Below are 16,517 nucleotides of genomic sequence, written 5' to 3' on the forward strand. Positions count from 1 at the left end.
TCGGGCACCCGCCCCCGGGCATTAAACTCGCCGCGGTGCCCTCAGTGCATTCCCCCCCCCCCCCCCCCCCTCACCCCCCCCCCCCCCCCCCCCCCCCCCCCCTCCCCCCCCCCCCCCCCCCCGACGGGGGTGTGCCTGGTCAGGCGAGCTTGGCGGTCAGCGTGATGGGCGTGGCCTTCAGCGCCTGGCTGACCGGGCAGCCGACCTTGGCCTCCTCGGCGGCGGCGAGGAAGGCCGCCTCGTCGATGCCGGGGACGGTGCCCTCGACGGTGAGGTGGATGCCGGTGATGCCCTCGCCGGGCTGGAAGGAGACGTCGGCGGAGGTGATGAGCTTGGTGGGCGGCGTCCCGGCCTTGTTCAGGATGTTGGAGAAGGCCATGGAGTAGCAGCTGGAGTGGGCGGCGGCGATCAGCTCCTCGGGGCTGGTCTTCCCGTTCGCCTCCTGGGCGCGCGACGCCCACGTGACCGGCTGCTCGCCGATCGCACCGGAGGTGTCGAAGGTGACGACGCCGTTGCCCTCGAGCAGGCTGCCTTCCCAGACGGTGTGTGCGGAGCGCGTGGTAGCCACGGTTCTTCCTTTCGCGTGCGGACTCGCGGTGGGGCCCGTCTCCGGGTCCCTTGCCCCCATCCGATCACACCCGTGGCGCCGCGTCCGCACACGCGCCGAATTTCAGGCCGCGCGTTCCTCGCTGCTCTCCAGCGGCACCTGAGGGCCGTTCGACTCGCGCAGCCAGCGCCGCAGGACGCGGTGGACGTGCTCGGCGCCGACGAGTTCCGCCCCGTCCACCACCGGTGCGGAGAGGACGAGCGGGGACAGCAGGAAGGGCCTGCCCTGGGCGCCGCCGAGGCCGCCGTGGGAGCCGATCTGCTCCTCGAAGGCGAGGACTTCGCCGTCGGCCGGGTCGTGGAAGGAGTTGACCATGATGTCGGCGGTGTGCGGGAAGGAGTGCGTACGGCGCACCGCGTCGGCCGCGCCCGGCCCGAACGCGGCGAGCGGGCCCGGGTCGTCGTCGAGGGCGGCCAGGGGGATCTCGGCGCCGTGCGCGCCGAGGACGAGCCCGCCGTGCTCGTCGCTGCGGACCAGCAGGAAGCCGATGCCGGGGTGGTTGGCGAGGGTCGGCAGCAGCGCGGGGTGGCGGGCGTCGATCTCCTCCTTGCTCATCCGGTGCGTGACGTCCGGGAAGGACACCAGGCCCAGGTTGCCGGAGGCCAGCACGATCGGCTCCGGGCGGCGCGCGGGGCGGTGCCGCTCGCCGCCCTCCTCGACCGGGATGCGCAGGGCGGCCCGCACGGCGGCGCGGGCCTCGGCCCCGCTGCGGGTGCGCTCCGCTCTGCGTGAGACGGGCAGTCCGCAGCCGGCCCGTACCAGGTCGCCGAGGGTGAGGCCGTAGCGGGAGCGGAAGGTCTCGCCGGGGCTCTGGCCGTGGTCGGACAGGACGACGATCCGGTAGGGGCGCGGGGCGTGCTCGGCGACGTTCTCGATCAGGGCGAGCGACCGGTCGAGGCTTTCGAGGACCTTCTGCGCGTCGCGGCTCGCCGGGCCGGAGTGGTGGGCGACCTCGTCGTAGGCCACCAGGTCGGCGTAGACGGCGGTGCGGCCGACGAGCATGTCGCCGGTGACCGAGGCGACGACGACGTCCCGCTCGACGACCGTCGCGAAGGCCCGGACGAACGGGTAGAGGCCCGCGCGGGAGACCCTCGGGCGCTGCTTGCGCAGGCGGGCCCGGGTGGACTGGCCTATCTCCCGGCCGACGTCGGCGACGAAGGACAGGGCGGTGCGCACGGCGTTGGCCGGATCCGAGAAGTAGGCGAAGTAGCCCGCCCGGGAGCGGTTCTCGCGGCTGCGGCGGCGGGTGGCGATGGACAGCACGAGGGCCTGCTGTTCGGCGCCGCCGCTGAACAGGTTGCCGCGGCTGGCACCGTCGACGGTGAGCAGACCGCCGTGTCCGGCGTATCCGACGGCGCGGCGCTGGAGTTCGGCGGCGCTGGTCGGGCGGTTGCAGACGACGACCTCGCGGGTGTCCTTCTCGTACCAGCGGAACGCGGGGATGTCGTGGTTGCTGCCGTGCAGGATGCCGAGCTGGCTGGCGCCGGTCTGGCTGGACCAGTCGGTGCGCCAGGGGGTTAGGCGGTGGGTGGAGCGGCCGCCGTCGCCGAAGTCGAGCCAGCGGGCGACGGTGGGCATCAGGCCCCTGCCCACCGCGTCCAGCAGGACGTCGTGGCCGACGCCGTCGAGCTGGACGAACACCGTGCCGGGGCTGGACGGGCTGGGCGGTCCCGACCGGCGGCGGCGGTCGGAGAGGCGGTACAGCCTGCGGCGGTAGGCGTCGTCGTCGCGCACGGCCAGGGCGGCGCCGGTGGCGGACGCCACGGCGGACATCACGGCGGCGACCACGACGGCGGTCTCCGGGGCGGCGGCGCCGCGTTCGGCGGGGTTGAGTCTCAGGGCGAGCAGCAGCAGCGCGCCGTTCAGGAAGAACACCAGCAGCCCGAGCACGAGCGCCGGTACGAGGAGCAGGAGCCGGACGAGCAGCGGCCAGACCACGGCCGACAGCAGACCGAAGGCGCCGGCGCCGAAGGCCGCCGTGACGGCTATGTCGGTGGCGCTGTCGCCGTCCGCGGACCGGAGCCGGAAGTCCGGCAGGATCCCGGCGAGCAGGAGCAGGGTGACAGTGGAGACCGCCCACACGGCGATGCTCCGCCCGACCTGACTGGCGACCCGCCGCCACCGCACGCCCCGCACGCCCAGCCACCTCACGTCCCGGCCCGCCGCGGGCCCTCGTCCACCCTGTCACAACGCCCGGGGAGCGCCTTTCGTCCCTCGCGGTACCGGGCAGGGGCGGGGGCAGGCGTTCGCTGTCGCCGCGTCAGCGTCCGTCGTACCCGGCCGTCGGCATCGAGAGCCGACGGTGCACACACGCCTTCATCGCCGCGTCGTACGCCGGCTCCGCGTGCCCCACCGTCTCGACGCGCACCCCGCGCTTCGCGCACTCCGCGGTGAACTCCTCGACGGACGCGAGCGCGCTCTCGAGCACCCGCCGGCTGGGGGCCACGAACAGGTCGAGGCCGGGCCGGACGCCGTCCCACAGCGCACCGTGGTCGGGACGCAGCCCACGGACCAGTAACTCCCGGCTGACCACATAGCCCCGCTCGGCGGCCCAGCGGGAGCACATCGCGTGCTGGCTGCGGGAGTCGACCAGGAACGGATCGTCGTCCAGCTCCTCGAGCGGCGTCAGACTCGCGATCGCCGTGACCCGGACCGGCACCATGGCGTCCCCCCTCACCTCCGGTTTCGCCGCCGACCCTACTCCTGCCCGTAGGCTTCGGGGAGTCGCGCGAAGGAGGCAAAGAGGTGCCGGTGGAGGTCACCTGGTGGGGTCACGCCACTTGCACGGTCGAGGACTCGAACGTACGCGTGCTCACCGATCCCCTGTTCGCACGCCGGCTCGCACACCTGCGGCGCCGGCGCGGAGCCCTGCCGCCGCCCGGAGCCCTGGACGCGGACGTGGCGCTGGTCTCTCATCTGCACGCCGACCATCTGCACGTTCCGTCGCTGATGCGGCTCGCCCCGGGCACGCGCCTGCTCGTGCCCCGGGGCGCGCGCCGCGCGGTGCCCGGACTGCGCCGGCTCGCGCACCTGCGGGTGAGCGAGGTGGCGCCCGGGGACGAGACCCCGGTCGGCGACGTCGTCGTACGGGCCGTGCCCGCGCGGCACGACGGGCGGCGGCTGCCGTTCGGACCGCACCGCGCCCCCGCGCTCGGGTATGTCATAGCCGGCGAGGCCCGGACGTACTTCGCCGGGGACACCGGACTGTTCGACACGATGGCCGAGGAGGTCGGGCCGGTCGAGGTGGCACTGCTGCCGGTCGGCGGCTGGGGGCCGTACCTGGGCGAGGGGCATCTGGACGCGGGGCGGGCGGCGGAGGCGCTGGCACGGCTGGCGCCGTGCAGTGCGGTGCCGGTGCACTACGGCACGTACTGGCCGATCGGGATGGACGCCGTGCGCCCCCACGAGTTCCATGCGCCGGGCGACGAATTCGTCCGGCTGGCGGCCCGGCGCGCACCCGGCGTGGCGGTGCACCGGCTCGGGCACGGGGAGAGCGTGCGCCCGAAGGTCGCGCGGTGACCTGGACCGCGCCCGTGGCGCAGGCGGGTCTGCCGCTGCTGGCGGCGTCGGCCGTCACCCCGGCGGCCATCGTGCCGACCTCCACCCAGCAGGCGGTCGGCTATCCGACGCTCTTTCTGCTGGTGCTGGCCGGGGCGCTGGTGCCGGTGATTCCGACGGGGGCGCTGGTGAGTTCGGCGGCCGTGGTCGCCTTTCACCAGACGTCGCCGTTCTCGCTGGCGATGGTGTTCCTGACGGCGTCGCTGGCGGCGTTCCTCGGGGACGCGACGCTGTACTGGCTGGGGCGGCGCGGGCTGAAGTCGAAGAACGGCTCGCGCTGGCTGGAGGCGATCCGGGCGCGGGCGCCGGAGGACCGGCTCGTCCAGGCGCAGGAGAAACTCGCCGCGCACGGTGTCGCGGTGCTGGTGCTGTCCCGGCTGGTGCCGGCGGGTCGTATCCCGGTGATGCTGGCGTGCCTTATGGCCGAGTGGCCGTTGCGGCGGTTCTCCCGGGGGAACCTGCCGGCGTGTCTGGCGTGGACCGTGACGTATCAGTTGATCGGGATTCTCGGGGGGTCGCTGTTCGACGAGCCGTGGGAGGGTGTGGTGGCGGCGATCGCGCTGACGCTGGTGATCAGTGCGGTGCCGGCTGTGTGGCGGCGGGTGCGGTAGCGCCGTAGGGGTTGTGGTGGTCTCTGGGTGCGGGTGCGTTGTGGTTGTTCGCGCAGTTCCCCGCGCCCCTGAGGTACCTACAGCACCTTTGATCCGCCTACCGGCACGTCCCAGAGGTCTTCCCGGGGCAGGCCCGCCTTTTCCCAGGCCGCTCGTACGCGCTGGAGAGGCTCCATGACCGGCTCCGCCGACAGGACGAAGGTCGCCCAATGCATGGGGGCCATGCGGCGGGCGCCGAGGTCCTGGGTGGCCCGGACCGCCTCCTCCGGGTCGCAGTGGACGTCGCTGAGCCACCAGCGCGGGTCGTAGGCGCCGATGGGGAGGAGGGCGAGGTCGATGCCGGGGTAGCGCCGGCCGATGCGGGAGAACCAGTGGCCGTAGCCGGTGTCGCCGGCGAAGTAGACGCGCTGTCCGTCCCGGTCGGTGAGCACCCAGCCGCCCCACAGGCTGTGGCAGGTGTCGGTGAGGGTGCGCTTGGACCAGTGGTGGGACGGGACGAAGTCGAAGCGGACGCCGTCCAGTTCGGCCGCTTCCCACCAGTCGAGTTCCGTGACGCGGGTGAAGCGGCGGCGGTGGAACCAGCGGGCGAGTCCGGCCGGGACGAACACGGGGGTGTCGCGCGGGAGCCGGCGCAGGGTGGGGGCGTCCAGGTGGTCGTAGTGGTTGTGGCTGATGACGACGGCGTCGACGCGCGGCAGCTCGTCCCAGGGGACGCCCACGGGGGTGATGCGGGCGGGCGTGCCGAGGATCCGGCGGGACCAGACCGGGTCGGTGAGGACCGTGAGGCCGCCGACGCGCAGCACCCAACTGGCGTGCCCCGCCCAGGTGACGGCGATGGTGCGGGCGTCGACGCGGGGCAGCGGGCCGGGGGCGTAGGGGAGCCGGGGAATGTCGGCGAGGCCTTGGGGGCTCGGTCTCACGGAGCCTTCGCGGGCGAAACGGGCGATGGCCTTCAGGCCGGGGAGCGGGGCGGTCAGCCGGTCGTGGAAGGTGCGTGGCCACACTCTGCGCTCGGCCAGCGGCCGGGGTTCGGCCAAGGGCGGGTACGGGGGCGCGAGCGGGGACGGGAGTGCCGGGTCACCGGCTTCCCGGGTGGGCGTACCGGTGGTCGACTCGGACTGCTGCGTCATCGAGGAGGCTCCCATCGCTGAGCTTCGTCGCGGAGGTCGTCGAAGACCGACTTCAGTCGGATCAACCCGCGTCGCACGTGCGGCAGTTCCAACGGCGCGGGTGAGGTGAGGCATTCCGCGCGTTCCGGGTCGGAGGCGGGCAGCACTGCGCCGGTGGACAGCCGCACGCGCGGGGCTTCGAGGTCGTCGCCGAAGCGGTGGCCGCCCGGCGCGGGCATGCCGAGGCGGGCGGCGAGGAAGTCCTCGAGTTCCTGTGCGTCGCCCACGCCGTGCGCGGTCAGCGCGGGGCGCAGCGGGGCGAGGTCCACGTACAGGTGCCGGCCGGCCCGCGGTGGCCGGGAGAGGGCACCGGCGGCGATGACGGCGGAGTGCGCCGCGGCGGCCACGCGCGCGTGCAGGCGTACGGTGGCGGCCACGCGCTCCGTGACCGGGTCCGGTTCGGCCAGGGCGTACCCGGCTGCCGCGGCGACCGGGGCGGCGACGCGGGCGTCGAGCGCGGTGAGGACGTCGAGCACGCGCGCGTGGAGGCCGTCGCCGTCCTCGCCGGGCGGGAAGCGGGCCACCGCGGCGGGCCAGCCGGACGGAAGCAGGGAACCGGCCAGGTCGGTGACGACGGTGACCCGGTCGGGCAGCATCTCGGCGGGGCTGAGCAGCACGGTGTCGTGCGGATCGTGCAGGGTGTCGCGCCAGGTCTCGTCACTGACCAGGTGCAGGCCCTCTCCCTGGGCGGCCTCGACGGTCTCGTGCAGCAGCTCGGGAGGGGCCACGGTCGCGGTGGGGTCGTCGGCGACGGACAGCACCAGCAGACGCGGGTCGCCGCCCTCGGCGCGGACCCGGCGCACGGTCTCCAGCAGGGCGTACGGATCGGGCACGCCGCCGCTCTCCGGCGGGGTCGGCACATGGAAGGCGGGCCGCCCCAACAGACGTGCGTACGGCGCCCACCAGGCGGCGCAGGGTCTCGGCACCAGGACGTCACCGCCGAGCGCGGCGGTCAGCGCGAGCAGCAGGGAGGGGGCACCGGGGCCGGCGGCCGCGCGGTCGGGGGCGCAGTGCAGTCCGCGCCGGTCCCAGTAGCCGCAGGCGGCCTCCCGCAGCGCGGAGCCGCCACCGACCGGCTCGTGGTCACCGCGGGACGCCGCCGCGGCGAGCACCGCGGACAGCTCCGGCAGGACCGGCAGCCCGTCCTCGGGGAGCGGTGGCCCGAACCGGACGGGGCCGTGGCCTTGCGGGTCCGTCCGCCGCATCCGTACCTCCGCAGTGCCTGGTGCCGCCGTGTTCTGGTGATCCGTACGGTGCGGCTCGTGCCCTCGGCCAGTGAGTACCCAGGGTGCCGCCGCCCCATGGGCGCCCCGCCGGGTTGTGACGGTCACAGCATGGGCGGGCCGGGCCGGGGAAGCGGGGTGCTTCCGGGGGCGCCGCGGAACGGTCCGGCCAGGTCAGCGGTAGGGGTCGCTCTCCCGGTTGCGCAGCCGGTGCGCGGCGGCGCCGAACGCTCCCGCGATCAGCAGCCCGCCCGCTGCCAGGGCCGGCACGGAGTCGGTGAAGGCACCGCCGTCACCGGCCCGCACGCCGCGCTGGATCACCGCTCCGCCGCACTCGCTGTCGTGGGGGTGGGGCGCTGCGTGATGCGGTTCGGGGCACGGCTTGTGGGTGGGCCGGTGCGTGGGCTCGTGGGTCGGCTCGTGGTGGCCACCGCCGCCGTGGGCCACCGTGAACGTCGCACTCCACTCCTTGCCCTCACCGCCGGGAGCGGCCGGGCAGGTGCCGTCGACGGTCCACGCCGAGTCGTCCCCGAGGGCGTCCGGATCGCCCTCGAAGTTCTCGGCGGACGCGATGCGGGCCGTGCCGCGGTAGGCGGGCCCGGACACCTTGTCGTCGTTGCCGCTGACCCTGCGCAGCAGGACCGTGCCGTCGTCGAAGGCCTGCGAGGTGGCGTCGATCGTGTCGGGCGGCGGCCCACCGGTCGGATCACAGCTCACCGAGATGGTGAGCGTGCCCCCGGGCTCGACGGTGGCGGGACTGACCTCGGCGGCGGGTTCGGCGAAGACGGCTGGTGCGAAGCCCGCCAGGGCGGACCCGGCGAGAACGGCGACGAACAGGGTGTGAAGGCTGCGGCGCATCGAGGGGACTCCTTCGGTAGTCATACCCCTCTGCCATCACAGCCCGCCCACGACAGCGCCGCGCGAAACCGGACCCCATTAGCGGGACAGCACCCCCCAACAGAGTGAACCGCAACCCCCTGGGGGCGCGGCGCTACGCCACATCCCGCATGACCTGCTCGCGAACCTTGCCACAGCACCGGCTGATCAGCCGGGACACATGCATCTGCGAAATCCCCAGCTCCTCCGCGATCCGGCTCTGCGTCATGTCGGAGAAGAACCGCATGTACAGAATCGCCCGCTCCCGCTCCGGCAGCGCGGCCAGCCGGTCCTTCACCGCCTCCCGGTCCACGACCGTGTCCAGCGCGGGATCCGGCGACCCGAGCGCGTCGCTCAGGGAGTACCCGTCCTCGCTGCCGGGCAGCTCCGCGTCCAGGGACAGGGCGGTGAAGCTCTCCAGCGCCTCCAGACCGGTCTTGACCTCCTCCTCGCTCATCTTCGCGTGCTCGGCGATCTCGGCCACGGTGGGCCGGCGGCCGGAGATGGTCTGGGACAGATCCTGTGAGGCGAACCGGACACGGTTGCGCAGGTCCTGGACCCGGCGGGGTACGTGCAGGGTCCACATGTGGTCACGGAAGTGCCGCTTGATCTCACCGGTGACGGTGGGCACGGCATAGCTCTCGAAGGCGTTGCCGAGTTCCGGGTCGTACCGGTCCACGGCCTTGACCAGGCCGAGGGCCGCGACCTGGCGCAGATCGTCCAGGCTCTCGCCGCGGCTGCGGAAGCGTCCCGCGATGCGGTCCGCCATGGGCAGCCAGGCCTCGACGATCTCGTCGCGCAGCGCGTCGCGTTCCGGGCCTGCGGGGAGGGCGGCGAGCCTGCGGAAGGCCTCGGCTGTGTCGGGGGCGTCGTCGTGGGGGTGCTGCTTCGTGCTCGTGTGAGTCGGCATGATGCGTCGCAATTCCCTTGCAGGTGCTCTGAATTGGACCGTCACCGTGGGAGCGCATCCGCTGCGGGACAGGGGCGCCGGTGGCGACGCTTCACGTCGCTCCCACGGACGTGCCTCCTGTCCGAAGCACTGAGGTGCGCCTGCCCCGGGCCCTCACACGCAAACCGGAGAGGTTCTCCGCCGTAGCGCAGGGTTACTTGACGCGGACCGGCGAGCGACGGCCGAGCAGGGCTTCAGGGCGAAGGGGCGGGAGTTCCCGCCGGTGCGGGAGAAGGGGCGGCGGCCGCGGAAGCGGGAGGTGCGGGTACGCCGGCCGGTTCACGCCGGTCGGCCTTCTCCTGAGGCAGCAGCAGTTCTTCGTACCGGCCCAGAACGAGCACTACTCCGAGCATGAGCAGCGGGATGAGCACAGCGAGCATCGCCATGGCGGGTCCTTCCCCAGGGAGGTGTGGGGGGGTGTGATCCGGGTCTCCCTCAGGCCGTGGCGCAAACCAGGGCGGGTGTGGCGATCCGGTGTGCCGATCCCGTGTCGGCTCCCGGTGTTCGGGTACGCGGTGCGAACCCCCGAAGGTCTGGAGGGAGACATGCAGCGAGGCAGCGACCGGCTGAGCGTCCACAGGGACGACGAGATGAAGCACGAACTGCAGGGTCTGCTCAGGTCCGGGCACCCCACCCGCAGTGAGGAGTGGCACGACCCGGAGCCGGCCGCCGAGGACGACCCCGAGGTCGCGTACGGGCCGGTGACACCGAGCCGTGCGCCGACGTCTCTGGAGTCGGTGCGGCTGGATCTGGCCCGGCGCCTGGGCCGCAAGGCGTTCCCCGCGAGTTCGCGTGAGCTGGCCCGCGAGCTGCGCGGCCACCAGGCGCCCGACACCCTCGTCGAGGCTCTGGAGCGGCTGCCGCGGCAGGAGCGCTACGGCAATGTCCAGGAACTGGCCCAGGCCCTGGTCCGGGCCCGCGAGACCGGGCCTGAGGAATACGCGTAGTGACCGCGCCAGGGGTGCCGCGGCGCGCCGGCCGGTGTGCCGCGGCACCCCTGCCGACCTGGGAACGGAGAGAGGGCCTCAGTGATGGCCGAGTTGGTGAAGGACGTGATGACTCCGGGTGTGGTCGCCGTGCGCCCGGACGCCTCGCTCGTCGAGGCGGCACAGTTGATGCGCACGCAGAACATCGGCGACGTGGTGGTCGCCGACGGGCAGGATGTGATCGGGGTACTCACCGACCGTGACATCGCGGTGCGGGCCGTCGCCGACGGCGCCGATCCGATGACGGTGAGCGCGCAGACCGTGTGCACCCCGGATCCGGTGACGGTGTCACCGGACGACCGGGTGGCGACCGCGGCCACGCTGATGCGCGAACACGCGGTGCGCCGGTTGCCGGTGGTGGAGAACGGACTGCCGGTCGGCATGGTGAGCCTCGGCGACCTGGCCGAGGCCGAGGACCCCGCGTCGGCGCTCGCCGACATCAGCCGTGCCGAGCCGGACGCCCGGGGCGGTGCATGAGAACGGACCAGGCGAAGGAGATCAGCGCCCGTGGCGTCACGGTCGACGTCGGTGACGCCACGACCCGGTATCTGCTGTACGGGCTGCTGCCCAGCTGGTTCGTGCCGGGTGTGGCCGACTGGGTGATGCACCGGCGGACCCGCATCGAGGAGACGGCGGGCACCAAGGAATCGTTGATCCACTCGCTGATGATGGCCGAGGTCGGCATCCCGATCGCGCTGACGCTGCGCTACGAGGTCAACCCGCTGCTGCTGAGCGTGCAGCTGGGCGGGGCCGCGGTGCACGAGGCGACGGCGCTGTGGGACGTCCGTACGGCCGTCGACAGCGAGCGGGAGGTCAAGCCGGTCGAGCAGCACATCCACAGCTTTCTGGAATCGCTGCCGTTCGGGGCCCTGGCCGCCCTGATGTGCCTGCACGCCGACCAGGTGAAGTCGCTGCTGCGCGGCGGCCAGGGCGATCCCGACGCGTGGCGTCTCGTGCCGCGCCGGCGACCGCTGTCGCGCGGCTATCTGGCGGGCATCGCCGCCGCGATCGGCACGTGCGTGCTGCTGCCGTACGGCGAGGAGCTGCTGCGGTGCGTCCGCACGGGCCGCAAGAACAAGAAGAACCGTTCCGGGAAAGGACGTTGAGCATCATGCGTATCGCGTTTCTGGTCGCGCCCGAGGGCGTCGAGCAGATCGAGCTGACCGATCCGTGGCAGGCGGTGAAGGACGCCGGTCACGAGCCCGTGCTGGTGTCGACGAAGCAGGGGAAGATCCAGGCGTTCGACCACCTCGACAAGGCGGACACCTTTCCCGTGGACGAGGTGGTGGGCGAGAGCGCGCCCGACTCGTTCGGCGGGCTGGTGCTGCCCGGCGGTGTGGCCAACCCGGACTTCCTGCGGATGGACGACGGGGCCGTCGCGTTCGTCCGGGACTTCTTCGAGCACGGCCGCCCGGTGGCCGCGATCTGTCACGCGCCCTGGACGCTGGTCGAGGCGGACGTCGTACGCGGCCGGGAGCTGACCTCCTGGCCGAGTCTGCGGACCGACATCCGCAACGCGGGCGGCACCTGGGTGGACAAGCAGGTGAAGGTCTGCGACCACGGCGCGGGCAAGCTGGTCACCAGCCGCAAGCCGGACGACCTCAAGGCGTTCTGCGAGACCTTCCTCGAGGTGTTCGCCGAGGAGGCCGGCTGAACGCCCTGTCGACCGGGCGCGTGTCCTTCGAGGGGCTCAGGTGCCGGGGGTCGTGGGAGTCGCCGACTCCCCGCTCCCCCGCTCCCGGGCCCCTTCGCGGGTGCGGCCCGCGGCCACCGGGCGGCGCGGGTTGCGGCGCAGGTACTCGCCCTCGAGCTGCGCCATGCGCTCGTTGTGGGCCCGCAGCGCGTCGTTCGACCCGTACAGCAGCGTGTCGTGGCGCGTGCGGTGGATGGTCTCCAGCTCCTTCATGAGCTGCTGGTCGTCCAGCCGGTCAGGGTCCACTCCGGTCATGGTCTCGCCCCGCTCGTCGTGTTCGTGTCCGCGGTACGGGTACCCGCCCGGTGCAATTGAGCACTACACCCGATCGGCACCCGGGAGGGAGCCATGGATCTCGCCTTTCTGCACCCACTCTACGAACACTCGGGCCCCTGGGCCTCTGTGTACGTCGACACCTCCCGGCACACGGAGGACACGCCTCACGAGCGGCAGCTGACGGCCCAGGCCATGGCCAGGCAGCTTGCCGCGCAGGGCGCGGACGAGGCGACCTGCGGGGCCGTGCAGAACGCGATCGAGGATCTGCGACACTCCTCCGAACCGCACGGCCGGGCCTTTTTCGCGCGCGACGGCGAGGTGGTCCTCGACCTGCCGCTGGCCAACCCCCCGCAGGCCGGCGACTGGGCCGAGTGGGCCCCGCTGCCGCGCGTCACGCCCCTGCTGGAACTGGCCGGCGAGGACCCGGTCTGCGTGGTGGCCTACGTCGACCGCAAGGGCGCGGACTTCGAGCTGCGCAGCGCGCTGGGCCGGGAGGACTCCGGGAGCGTCACCGGGCGGCAGTGGCCGGTGCACCGGACGAGCTCGGCGGACTGGTCCGAGCGGCATTTCCAGCTGCGGGTGGAGAACACCTGGGAGCACAACGCGGCGGAGATCGCCGACGCGCTCGCCGTGTGCCAGGAGGAGACGCAGGCCGACCTGCTGATTCTCGTCGGCGACGACCGTGAGCGGCGGTCCGTGCACGACCGGCTGCCCAAGCGGCTGCACGGCCTGGTGGCCGAGGCACCGCACGGCAGCGGCAGCCGGCTCCTCGACGAGGACGTGGAGCGGGCCCGCGCCGAGCATGTGGCGCGGCAGGCCGAGGCGGAGCTGGAGCGGTTCCGGGCCGGCCGGAACCCGGACGACGAGGGCCGGGCCCGGGCCGTGGAGGGCGTTCCCGCGCTGATCGAGGCGGCGCGTGAGCACCGGATCGACGAGCTGCTGATCAGGCCGAACGGGCCGGACGCGCACCGCGAGGTGTGGATCGGCGAGGACCCGGACCAGGTGGCTGTGCGGCGCACGGATCTGAAGATCCTCGGCGAGCAGCACTCGTGGCCGGCCAGGGCGGATGACGCGCTGATCCGGTCGGCGGTGGCCACGGACGCGCATGCGCTGGCTGTTGCGGAGGAGGAGGCGCCGGTGGGTGGACTCGGGGCGTTGCTTCGCTGGAAGTGAGCCGGCCGATGTGGTGCGCCTCATCGCCGTAGCGGTGCTTGCCGCAGTGCGTGTGCGGGTGCGTGGGGACTGGTCGCGCAGTTCCCCGCGCCCCTGAGGGGCGCAGCCCGGGGCTGCGCCCCTAACGGGCGCGTTGCACTCTGCGTTCGTCCCAGACCGGGTCCGGGGTCTCCCGGACCCGGCCGTCGCTGCCGAAGACCAGGTAGCGGTCGAAGGAGCGGGCGAACCAGCGGTCGTGCGTGACGGCGAGGACCGTGCCCTCGAAGGCCTCCAGGCCCTCCTGGAGCGCCTCGGCGGACTCCAGGTCGAGGTTGTCGGTCGGCTCGTCGAGCAGCAGCGCCGTCACGCCCTGGAGCTCCAGCAGGAGGATCTGGAACCGGGCCTGCTGGCCGCCGGACAGCCGGTCGAACGTCTGCTCCGCCTGGTTCGTCAGCTCATAGCGGCGCAGCCGGGACATCGCGGCGCCCCGGTCCTGCGCGTGCTCCTTCCACAGGATGTCGAGGAGCGTGCGGCCCTCCAGCTCCGGGTGGGCATGGGTCTGCGCGAAGTGGCCGGGCACGACCCGGGCGCCCAGCTTCCAGTGCCCCGTGTGCGCCACGTCGCCGCCGGCGAGCAGCCGCAGGAAGTGGGACTTGCCCGAGCCGTTGGAGCCGAGGACGGCGACGCGTTCGCCGTAGAAGACCTCCAGGTCGAAGGGCTTCATCAGGTCGGTGAGTTCCAGGCGCTCGCAGGTGACCGAGCGGACGCCGGTGCGGCCGCCCTTGAGGCGCATCCTGATGTCCTGCTCGCGCGGCGGCTCCGGGGGCGGGCCGGCCTCCTCGAACTTGCGCAGGCGGGTCTGGGCGGCCTGGTAGCGCGACGCCATCCCGTCGCTGTTGGTGGCGGCCTGACGGAGAGTCAGCACCAGCTTCTTCAGCTGGGCGTGCTTCTCGTCCCAGCGCCTGCGCAGCTCCTCGAAACGGGAGAAGCGCTCCCGGCGGGCCTCGTGATACGTCGCGAAGCCGCCGCCGTGCACCCAGGCGTCGGCGCCCGCGGGGCCCGGTTCCAGGGAGATGATCCGCTGGGCCGAGCGGGCGAGGAGTTCACGGTCGTGGGAGACCAGCAGCACGGTCTTGCGGGTCTCGGCGAGCCGCTCCTCCAGCCAGCGCTTGCCGGGTACGTCGAGGTAGTTGTCGGGCTCGTCGAGCAGCAGCACCTCGTCGGTGCCGCGCAGCAGCGCCTCCAGCACGAGCCGTTTCTGCTCGCCGCCGGAGAGGGTGCGGACGAGTCGCCACTGGGCCCTGTCGTACGGGATGCCCAGGGCCGCCGTGGTGCACATGTCCCACAGCGTCTCGGCCTCGTAGCCGCGTGCTTCGGCCCAGTCGGCGAGGGCCTGGGCGTAGGCGAGCTGGGCGGCCTCGTCGTCGACGGTCATGATGGCGTGCTCGGCGGCGTCGACGGCACGGGCCGCCTCGCGGATGCGGGGCGTCGCGACGGACACGAGCAGGTCGCGTACGGTCGTCTCGTCGCGTACGGATCCGACGAACTGCCGCATCACACCGAGGCCGCCGCCGACGGTGACGGAACCACCGTGCGGTTTCAGTTCACCGGCGAGCATGCGGAGCAGGGTGGTCTTCCCGGCACCGTTGGGCCCCACGAGGGCCACGACTGCGCCCTCCCCCACCCGGAACGACACATCGCCGAGCAGCGCCCTCCCGTCGGGCAGGTAGTACTCCAGGTGCGCGGCTTCGAGGTGACCCATGGGCAGGGATTCTGCGGCGTCGGGACGTGGGGGGCAAACGCATTTGGCGCGTGCGACGCCGAGCACCGCGCAGCGACGGTGTGCCCACCCCCCTCCGGGTACCCGCAGCCCATGACAACCCCCGACCTGGACCTCACCACGACGAAGCCCGGGCACCACCCCCTGCGCGACCGCGTCCTCGCCCTGGACCGTCGTCTCTTCGAGTCCGCGGCCGGCCGGCACTGGCCCGGGGCCGGCCCTGTTCTGCCCCGGCTCAGCCGCAGCGCGAACCACGGCGTCCTGTGGTTCGCGACCGCGGCCGCCCTCGCGGCGAGCCGCACACCCCGCGCCCGCCGCGCGGCAGCCCGCGGCCTGGCCTCGCTCGGCCTCGCCTCCCTCGCGATCAACACCCTCGGGAAGCGCTCGGTGCGCCGCCCGCGCCCCGCGCTGCACACGGTCCCGCTGATCAGGCAGCTGAAGCGGCAGCCGATCACCACCTCGTTCCCCTCCGGGCACGCCGCGTCGGCCGCCGCCTTCGCGACCGGTGTCGCCCTGGAGTCCCCGGCCTGGGGCGCCGTCGTCGCCCCGGTGGCCGCCTCGGTCGCCCTCTCCCGCGTCTACACCGGTGTCCACTTCCCGAGCGATGTCCTGGCGGGCGCGGCCCTGGGCGCGGGCGCCGCCTTCGCCGTGCGGGGCCTGGTGCCGACGCGGTCGCAGGCCGTCCCGCCGGCGCGCCCCCGTGCGGAGGTCCCGGCGCTGCTGGAGGGCGAGGGGCTCGTGCTCGTGGCGAACAGCGCTGCGGGGACCGCCGAGCGTGCCCGCGCCCTGCGCGACGAACTCCCGCGGGCCGAGGTCGTCGAGTGCGAACCGCAGGACGTGTCCGCCGAGTTGGAGAAGGCGGCCGGCCGCGCCCGGGTGCTCGGTGTGTGCGGTGGCGACGGCACCGTGAACACCGCCGCCCGGATCGCCCTGAGGCACCGGCTGCCCCTCGCCGTACTGCCCGGGGGCACCCTCAACCACTTCGCCTACGACCTGGGCGTGGAGGACGCCCGCGACCTGGCCCGTGCGCTGCGCCAGGGCGATGCCGTACGCGTGGACGTCGGACGGTTCTCCTGCGGCGACGAGCACGGCGTCTTCCTCAACACCTGCAGTGTCGGCGTCTACCCGGAGCTCGTGCGCGAGCGGGAGCGCTGGTCGCACCGGATCGGCGGCTGGCCGGCCGGCGTGCTCGCGGCCGGGCGCGTGCTGCGCGCCGACCGGCATCCACTGGAGGCCGAGTTCCAGGGCCGTACGCGTCCGCTGTGGCTGCTGTTCGCCGGGAACGGCACCTATCACCGCATGGGGCTCGCGCCCGGACGCCGGCTGGACCTGGCGGACGGGCAGCTCGACGTGCGGGTCGTGCACGGCGGGCGGCGGCCCGCCGCGCGACTGCTGGCCGCCGCCCTCGCGGGACCGCTGACCCGCTCGCCCGCCCACGCGGCCGTCCAGGTGGGGCGGCTGCGCCTGGACCACGTGGCGCCCGGCACGCTGCTCGCCTACGACGGCGAGGTCATCGACGTCGAAGGCCGCGTCACCCTGGAGAAGCTGCCCGAGGCGCTGACCGTGTACCGGCCCATCACCGGCTACTGACTGATACTCCGTCAGTCCATATAGCGGGATACGGGTCTCATTATGCG

General features: G+C 73.5%; 18 protein-coding genes. 8 read left to right on the plus strand and 10 right to left on the minus strand.

Annotated features, from left to right (window positions below; genetic code table 11):
* Positions 1-139: 139 nt before the first annotated feature.
* From AC07DF_RS38095 to AC07DF_RS38105, 3 genes are all read right to left on the minus strand, one after another.
* A complete protein-coding gene (locus tag AC07DF_RS38095; protein WP_454364855.1) occupies positions 140-568 on the minus strand; it encodes an OsmC family peroxiredoxin in 429 nt (142 codons plus the stop codon).
* Positions 569-670: 102 nt separating this feature from the next.
* Positions 671-2,743: a phage holin family protein gene (locus AC07DF_RS38100; RefSeq protein WP_478981582.1), complete on the minus strand. Its 2,073-nt coding sequence runs from the start codon at positions 2,741-2,743 to the stop codon at positions 671-673.
* A 124-nt stretch (positions 2,744-2,867) separates the two neighbouring features.
* Entirely contained in the window at positions 2,868-3,269 is a 402-nt protein-coding gene (locus AC07DF_RS38105; RefSeq protein ID WP_399016405.1) for a hypothetical protein, read from the minus strand.
* 83 nt (positions 3,270-3,352) lie between these two features.
* Here AC07DF_RS38105 and AC07DF_RS38110 point away from each other — a divergent pair, with 83 nt between their 5' ends.
* Positions 3,353-4,126, plus strand: a complete 774-nt coding sequence (locus AC07DF_RS38110) for an MBL fold metallo-hydrolase (protein ID WP_478981584.1) — start codon at positions 3,353-3,355, stop codon at positions 4,124-4,126.
* A 35-nt stretch (positions 4,127-4,161) separates the two neighbouring features.
* On the plus strand, positions 4,162-4,776 hold the full coding sequence (locus tag AC07DF_RS38115) for a DedA family protein (RefSeq protein WP_478981880.1): 615 nt from the start codon (positions 4,162-4,164) through the stop codon (positions 4,774-4,776).
* Between the two features lie 77 nt (positions 4,777-4,853).
* On the opposite strand, the gene AC07DF_RS38120 is transcribed toward AC07DF_RS38115, so the two are convergent.
* From AC07DF_RS38120 to AC07DF_RS38140, 5 genes are all read right to left on the minus strand, one after another.
* A complete protein-coding gene (locus AC07DF_RS38120; protein ID WP_478981586.1) occupies positions 4,854-5,906 on the minus strand; it encodes an MBL fold metallo-hydrolase in 1,053 nt (350 codons plus the stop codon).
* Positions 5,903-7,150, minus strand: coding sequence for an aminotransferase class I/II-fold pyridoxal phosphate-dependent enzyme (locus AC07DF_RS38125; protein WP_478981588.1), 1,248 nt, complete (start codon positions 7,148-7,150; stop codon positions 5,903-5,905). The genes AC07DF_RS38120 and AC07DF_RS38125 overlap by 4 nt, the downstream gene beginning before the upstream one ends.
* Before the next feature lie 192 nt (positions 7,151-7,342).
* Positions 7,343-8,026, minus strand: a complete 684-nt coding sequence (locus tag AC07DF_RS38130; RefSeq protein WP_478981590.1) for a hypothetical protein — start codon at positions 8,024-8,026, stop codon at positions 7,343-7,345.
* 133 nt (positions 8,027-8,159) lie between these two features.
* The gene (locus AC07DF_RS38135; protein ID WP_478981592.1) at positions 8,160-8,954 is read right to left on the minus strand and encodes an RNA polymerase sigma factor SigF; all 795 of its coding nucleotides are present in this window, start codon (positions 8,952-8,954) and stop codon (positions 8,160-8,162) included.
* A gap of 233 nt (positions 8,955-9,187) precedes the next feature.
* A complete protein-coding gene (locus AC07DF_RS38140; protein WP_478981594.1) occupies positions 9,188-9,379 on the minus strand; it encodes a hypothetical protein in 192 nt (63 codons plus the stop codon).
* A 159-nt stretch (positions 9,380-9,538) separates the two neighbouring features.
* On the opposite strand from AC07DF_RS38140, the gene AC07DF_RS38145 reads away from it, so the two are divergent.
* The 4 genes from AC07DF_RS38145 (at position 9,539) to AC07DF_RS38160 (ending at position 11,633) form a co-directional block, all read left to right on the plus strand.
* Complete coding sequence (locus tag AC07DF_RS38145) at positions 9,539-9,940, plus strand: DUF2795 domain-containing protein (RefSeq protein ID WP_478981596.1); 402 nt, start codon at positions 9,539-9,541, stop codon at positions 9,938-9,940.
* An 84-nt stretch (positions 9,941-10,024) separates the two neighbouring features.
* Positions 10,025-10,456, plus strand: a complete 432-nt coding sequence (locus AC07DF_RS38150; RefSeq protein ID WP_382595881.1) for a CBS domain-containing protein — start codon at positions 10,025-10,027, stop codon at positions 10,454-10,456.
* On the plus strand, positions 10,453-11,085 hold the full coding sequence (locus AC07DF_RS38155) for a diguanylate cyclase (protein ID WP_478981599.1): 633 nt from the start codon (positions 10,453-10,455) through the stop codon (positions 11,083-11,085). Before AC07DF_RS38150 ends, AC07DF_RS38155 begins: the two co-directional genes overlap by 4 nt.
* A gap of 5 nt (positions 11,086-11,090) precedes the next feature.
* A complete protein-coding gene (locus tag AC07DF_RS38160) occupies positions 11,091-11,633 on the plus strand; it encodes a type 1 glutamine amidotransferase domain-containing protein (RefSeq protein WP_478981601.1) in 543 nt (180 codons plus the stop codon).
* A gap of 36 nt (positions 11,634-11,669) precedes the next feature.
* Here AC07DF_RS38160 and AC07DF_RS38165 read toward each other — a convergent pair whose 3' ends face one another.
* Positions 11,670-11,927, minus strand: a complete 258-nt coding sequence (locus tag AC07DF_RS38165) for a DUF6158 family protein (protein WP_382486735.1) — start codon at positions 11,925-11,927, stop codon at positions 11,670-11,672.
* A 93-nt stretch (positions 11,928-12,020) separates the two neighbouring features.
* Between AC07DF_RS38165 and AC07DF_RS38170 the strand changes: the two genes are divergently transcribed.
* Positions 12,021-13,121, plus strand: a complete 1,101-nt coding sequence (locus AC07DF_RS38170; protein WP_478981603.1) for a baeRF2 domain-containing protein — start codon at positions 12,021-12,023, stop codon at positions 13,119-13,121.
* A 121-nt stretch (positions 13,122-13,242) separates the two neighbouring features.
* On the opposite strand, the gene AC07DF_RS38175 is transcribed toward AC07DF_RS38170, so the two are convergent.
* On the minus strand, positions 13,243-14,862 hold the full coding sequence (locus AC07DF_RS38175; protein ID WP_478981605.1) for an ABC-F family ATP-binding cassette domain-containing protein: 1,620 nt from the start codon (positions 14,860-14,862) through the stop codon (positions 13,243-13,245).
* Positions 14,863-14,973: 111 nt separating this feature from the next.
* Between AC07DF_RS38175 and AC07DF_RS38180 the strand changes: the two genes are divergently transcribed.
* Positions 14,974-16,470: a phosphatase PAP2 family protein gene (locus tag AC07DF_RS38180; RefSeq protein ID WP_478981607.1), complete on the plus strand. Its 1,497-nt coding sequence runs from the start codon at positions 14,974-14,976 to the stop codon at positions 16,468-16,470.
* The last annotated feature ends 47 nt before the right edge of the window (positions 16,471-16,517 follow it).

The organism is Streptomyces sp. NPDC044719 (assembly GCF_056433405.1).

What these genes read in the sequence shown, in the direction of transcription:
- AC07DF_RS38105 (WP_399016405.1), bottom strand. Translation starts at nt 3,269, where the DNA reads ATGGTGCCGGTCCGGGTCACGGCGATCGCGAGTCTGACGCCGCTCGAG.
- AC07DF_RS38120 (WP_478981586.1), bottom strand. Translation starts at nt 5,906, where the DNA reads ATGACGCAGCAGTCCGAGTCGACCACCGGTACGCCCACCCGGGAAGCC.
- AC07DF_RS38125 (WP_478981588.1), bottom strand. Translation starts at nt 7,150, where the DNA reads ATGCGGCGGACGGACCCGCAAGGCCACGGCCCCGTCCGGTTCGGGCCA.
- AC07DF_RS38130 (WP_478981590.1), bottom strand. Translation starts at nt 8,026, where the DNA reads ATGCGCCGCAGCCTTCACACCCTGTTCGTCGCCGTTCTCGCCGGGTCC.
- AC07DF_RS38135 (WP_478981592.1), bottom strand. Translation starts at nt 8,954, where the DNA reads ATGCCGACTCACACGAGCACGAAGCAGCACCCCCACGACGACGCCCCC.
- AC07DF_RS38140 (WP_478981594.1), bottom strand. Translation starts at nt 9,379, where the DNA reads ATGGCGATGCTCGCTGTGCTCATCCCGCTGCTCATGCTCGGAGTAGTG.
- AC07DF_RS38145 (WP_478981596.1), top strand. Translation starts at nt 9,539, where the DNA reads ATGCAGCGAGGCAGCGACCGGCTGAGCGTCCACAGGGACGACGAGATG.
- AC07DF_RS38150 (WP_382595881.1), top strand. Translation starts at nt 10,025, where the DNA reads ATGGCCGAGTTGGTGAAGGACGTGATGACTCCGGGTGTGGTCGCCGTG.
- AC07DF_RS38155 (WP_478981599.1), top strand. Translation starts at nt 10,453, where the DNA reads ATGAGAACGGACCAGGCGAAGGAGATCAGCGCCCGTGGCGTCACGGTC.
- AC07DF_RS38160 (WP_478981601.1), top strand. Translation starts at nt 11,091, where the DNA reads ATGCGTATCGCGTTTCTGGTCGCGCCCGAGGGCGTCGAGCAGATCGAG.
- AC07DF_RS38165 (WP_382486735.1), bottom strand. Translation starts at nt 11,927, where the DNA reads ATGACCGGAGTGGACCCTGACCGGCTGGACGACCAGCAGCTCATGAAG.
- AC07DF_RS38170 (WP_478981603.1), top strand. Translation starts at nt 12,021, where the DNA reads ATGGATCTCGCCTTTCTGCACCCACTCTACGAACACTCGGGCCCCTGG.
- AC07DF_RS38175 (WP_478981605.1), bottom strand. Translation starts at nt 14,862, where the DNA reads ATGGGTCACCTCGAAGCCGCGCACCTGGAGTACTACCTGCCCGACGGG.
- AC07DF_RS38180 (WP_478981607.1), top strand. Translation starts at nt 14,974, where the DNA reads ATGACAACCCCCGACCTGGACCTCACCACGACGAAGCCCGGGCACCAC.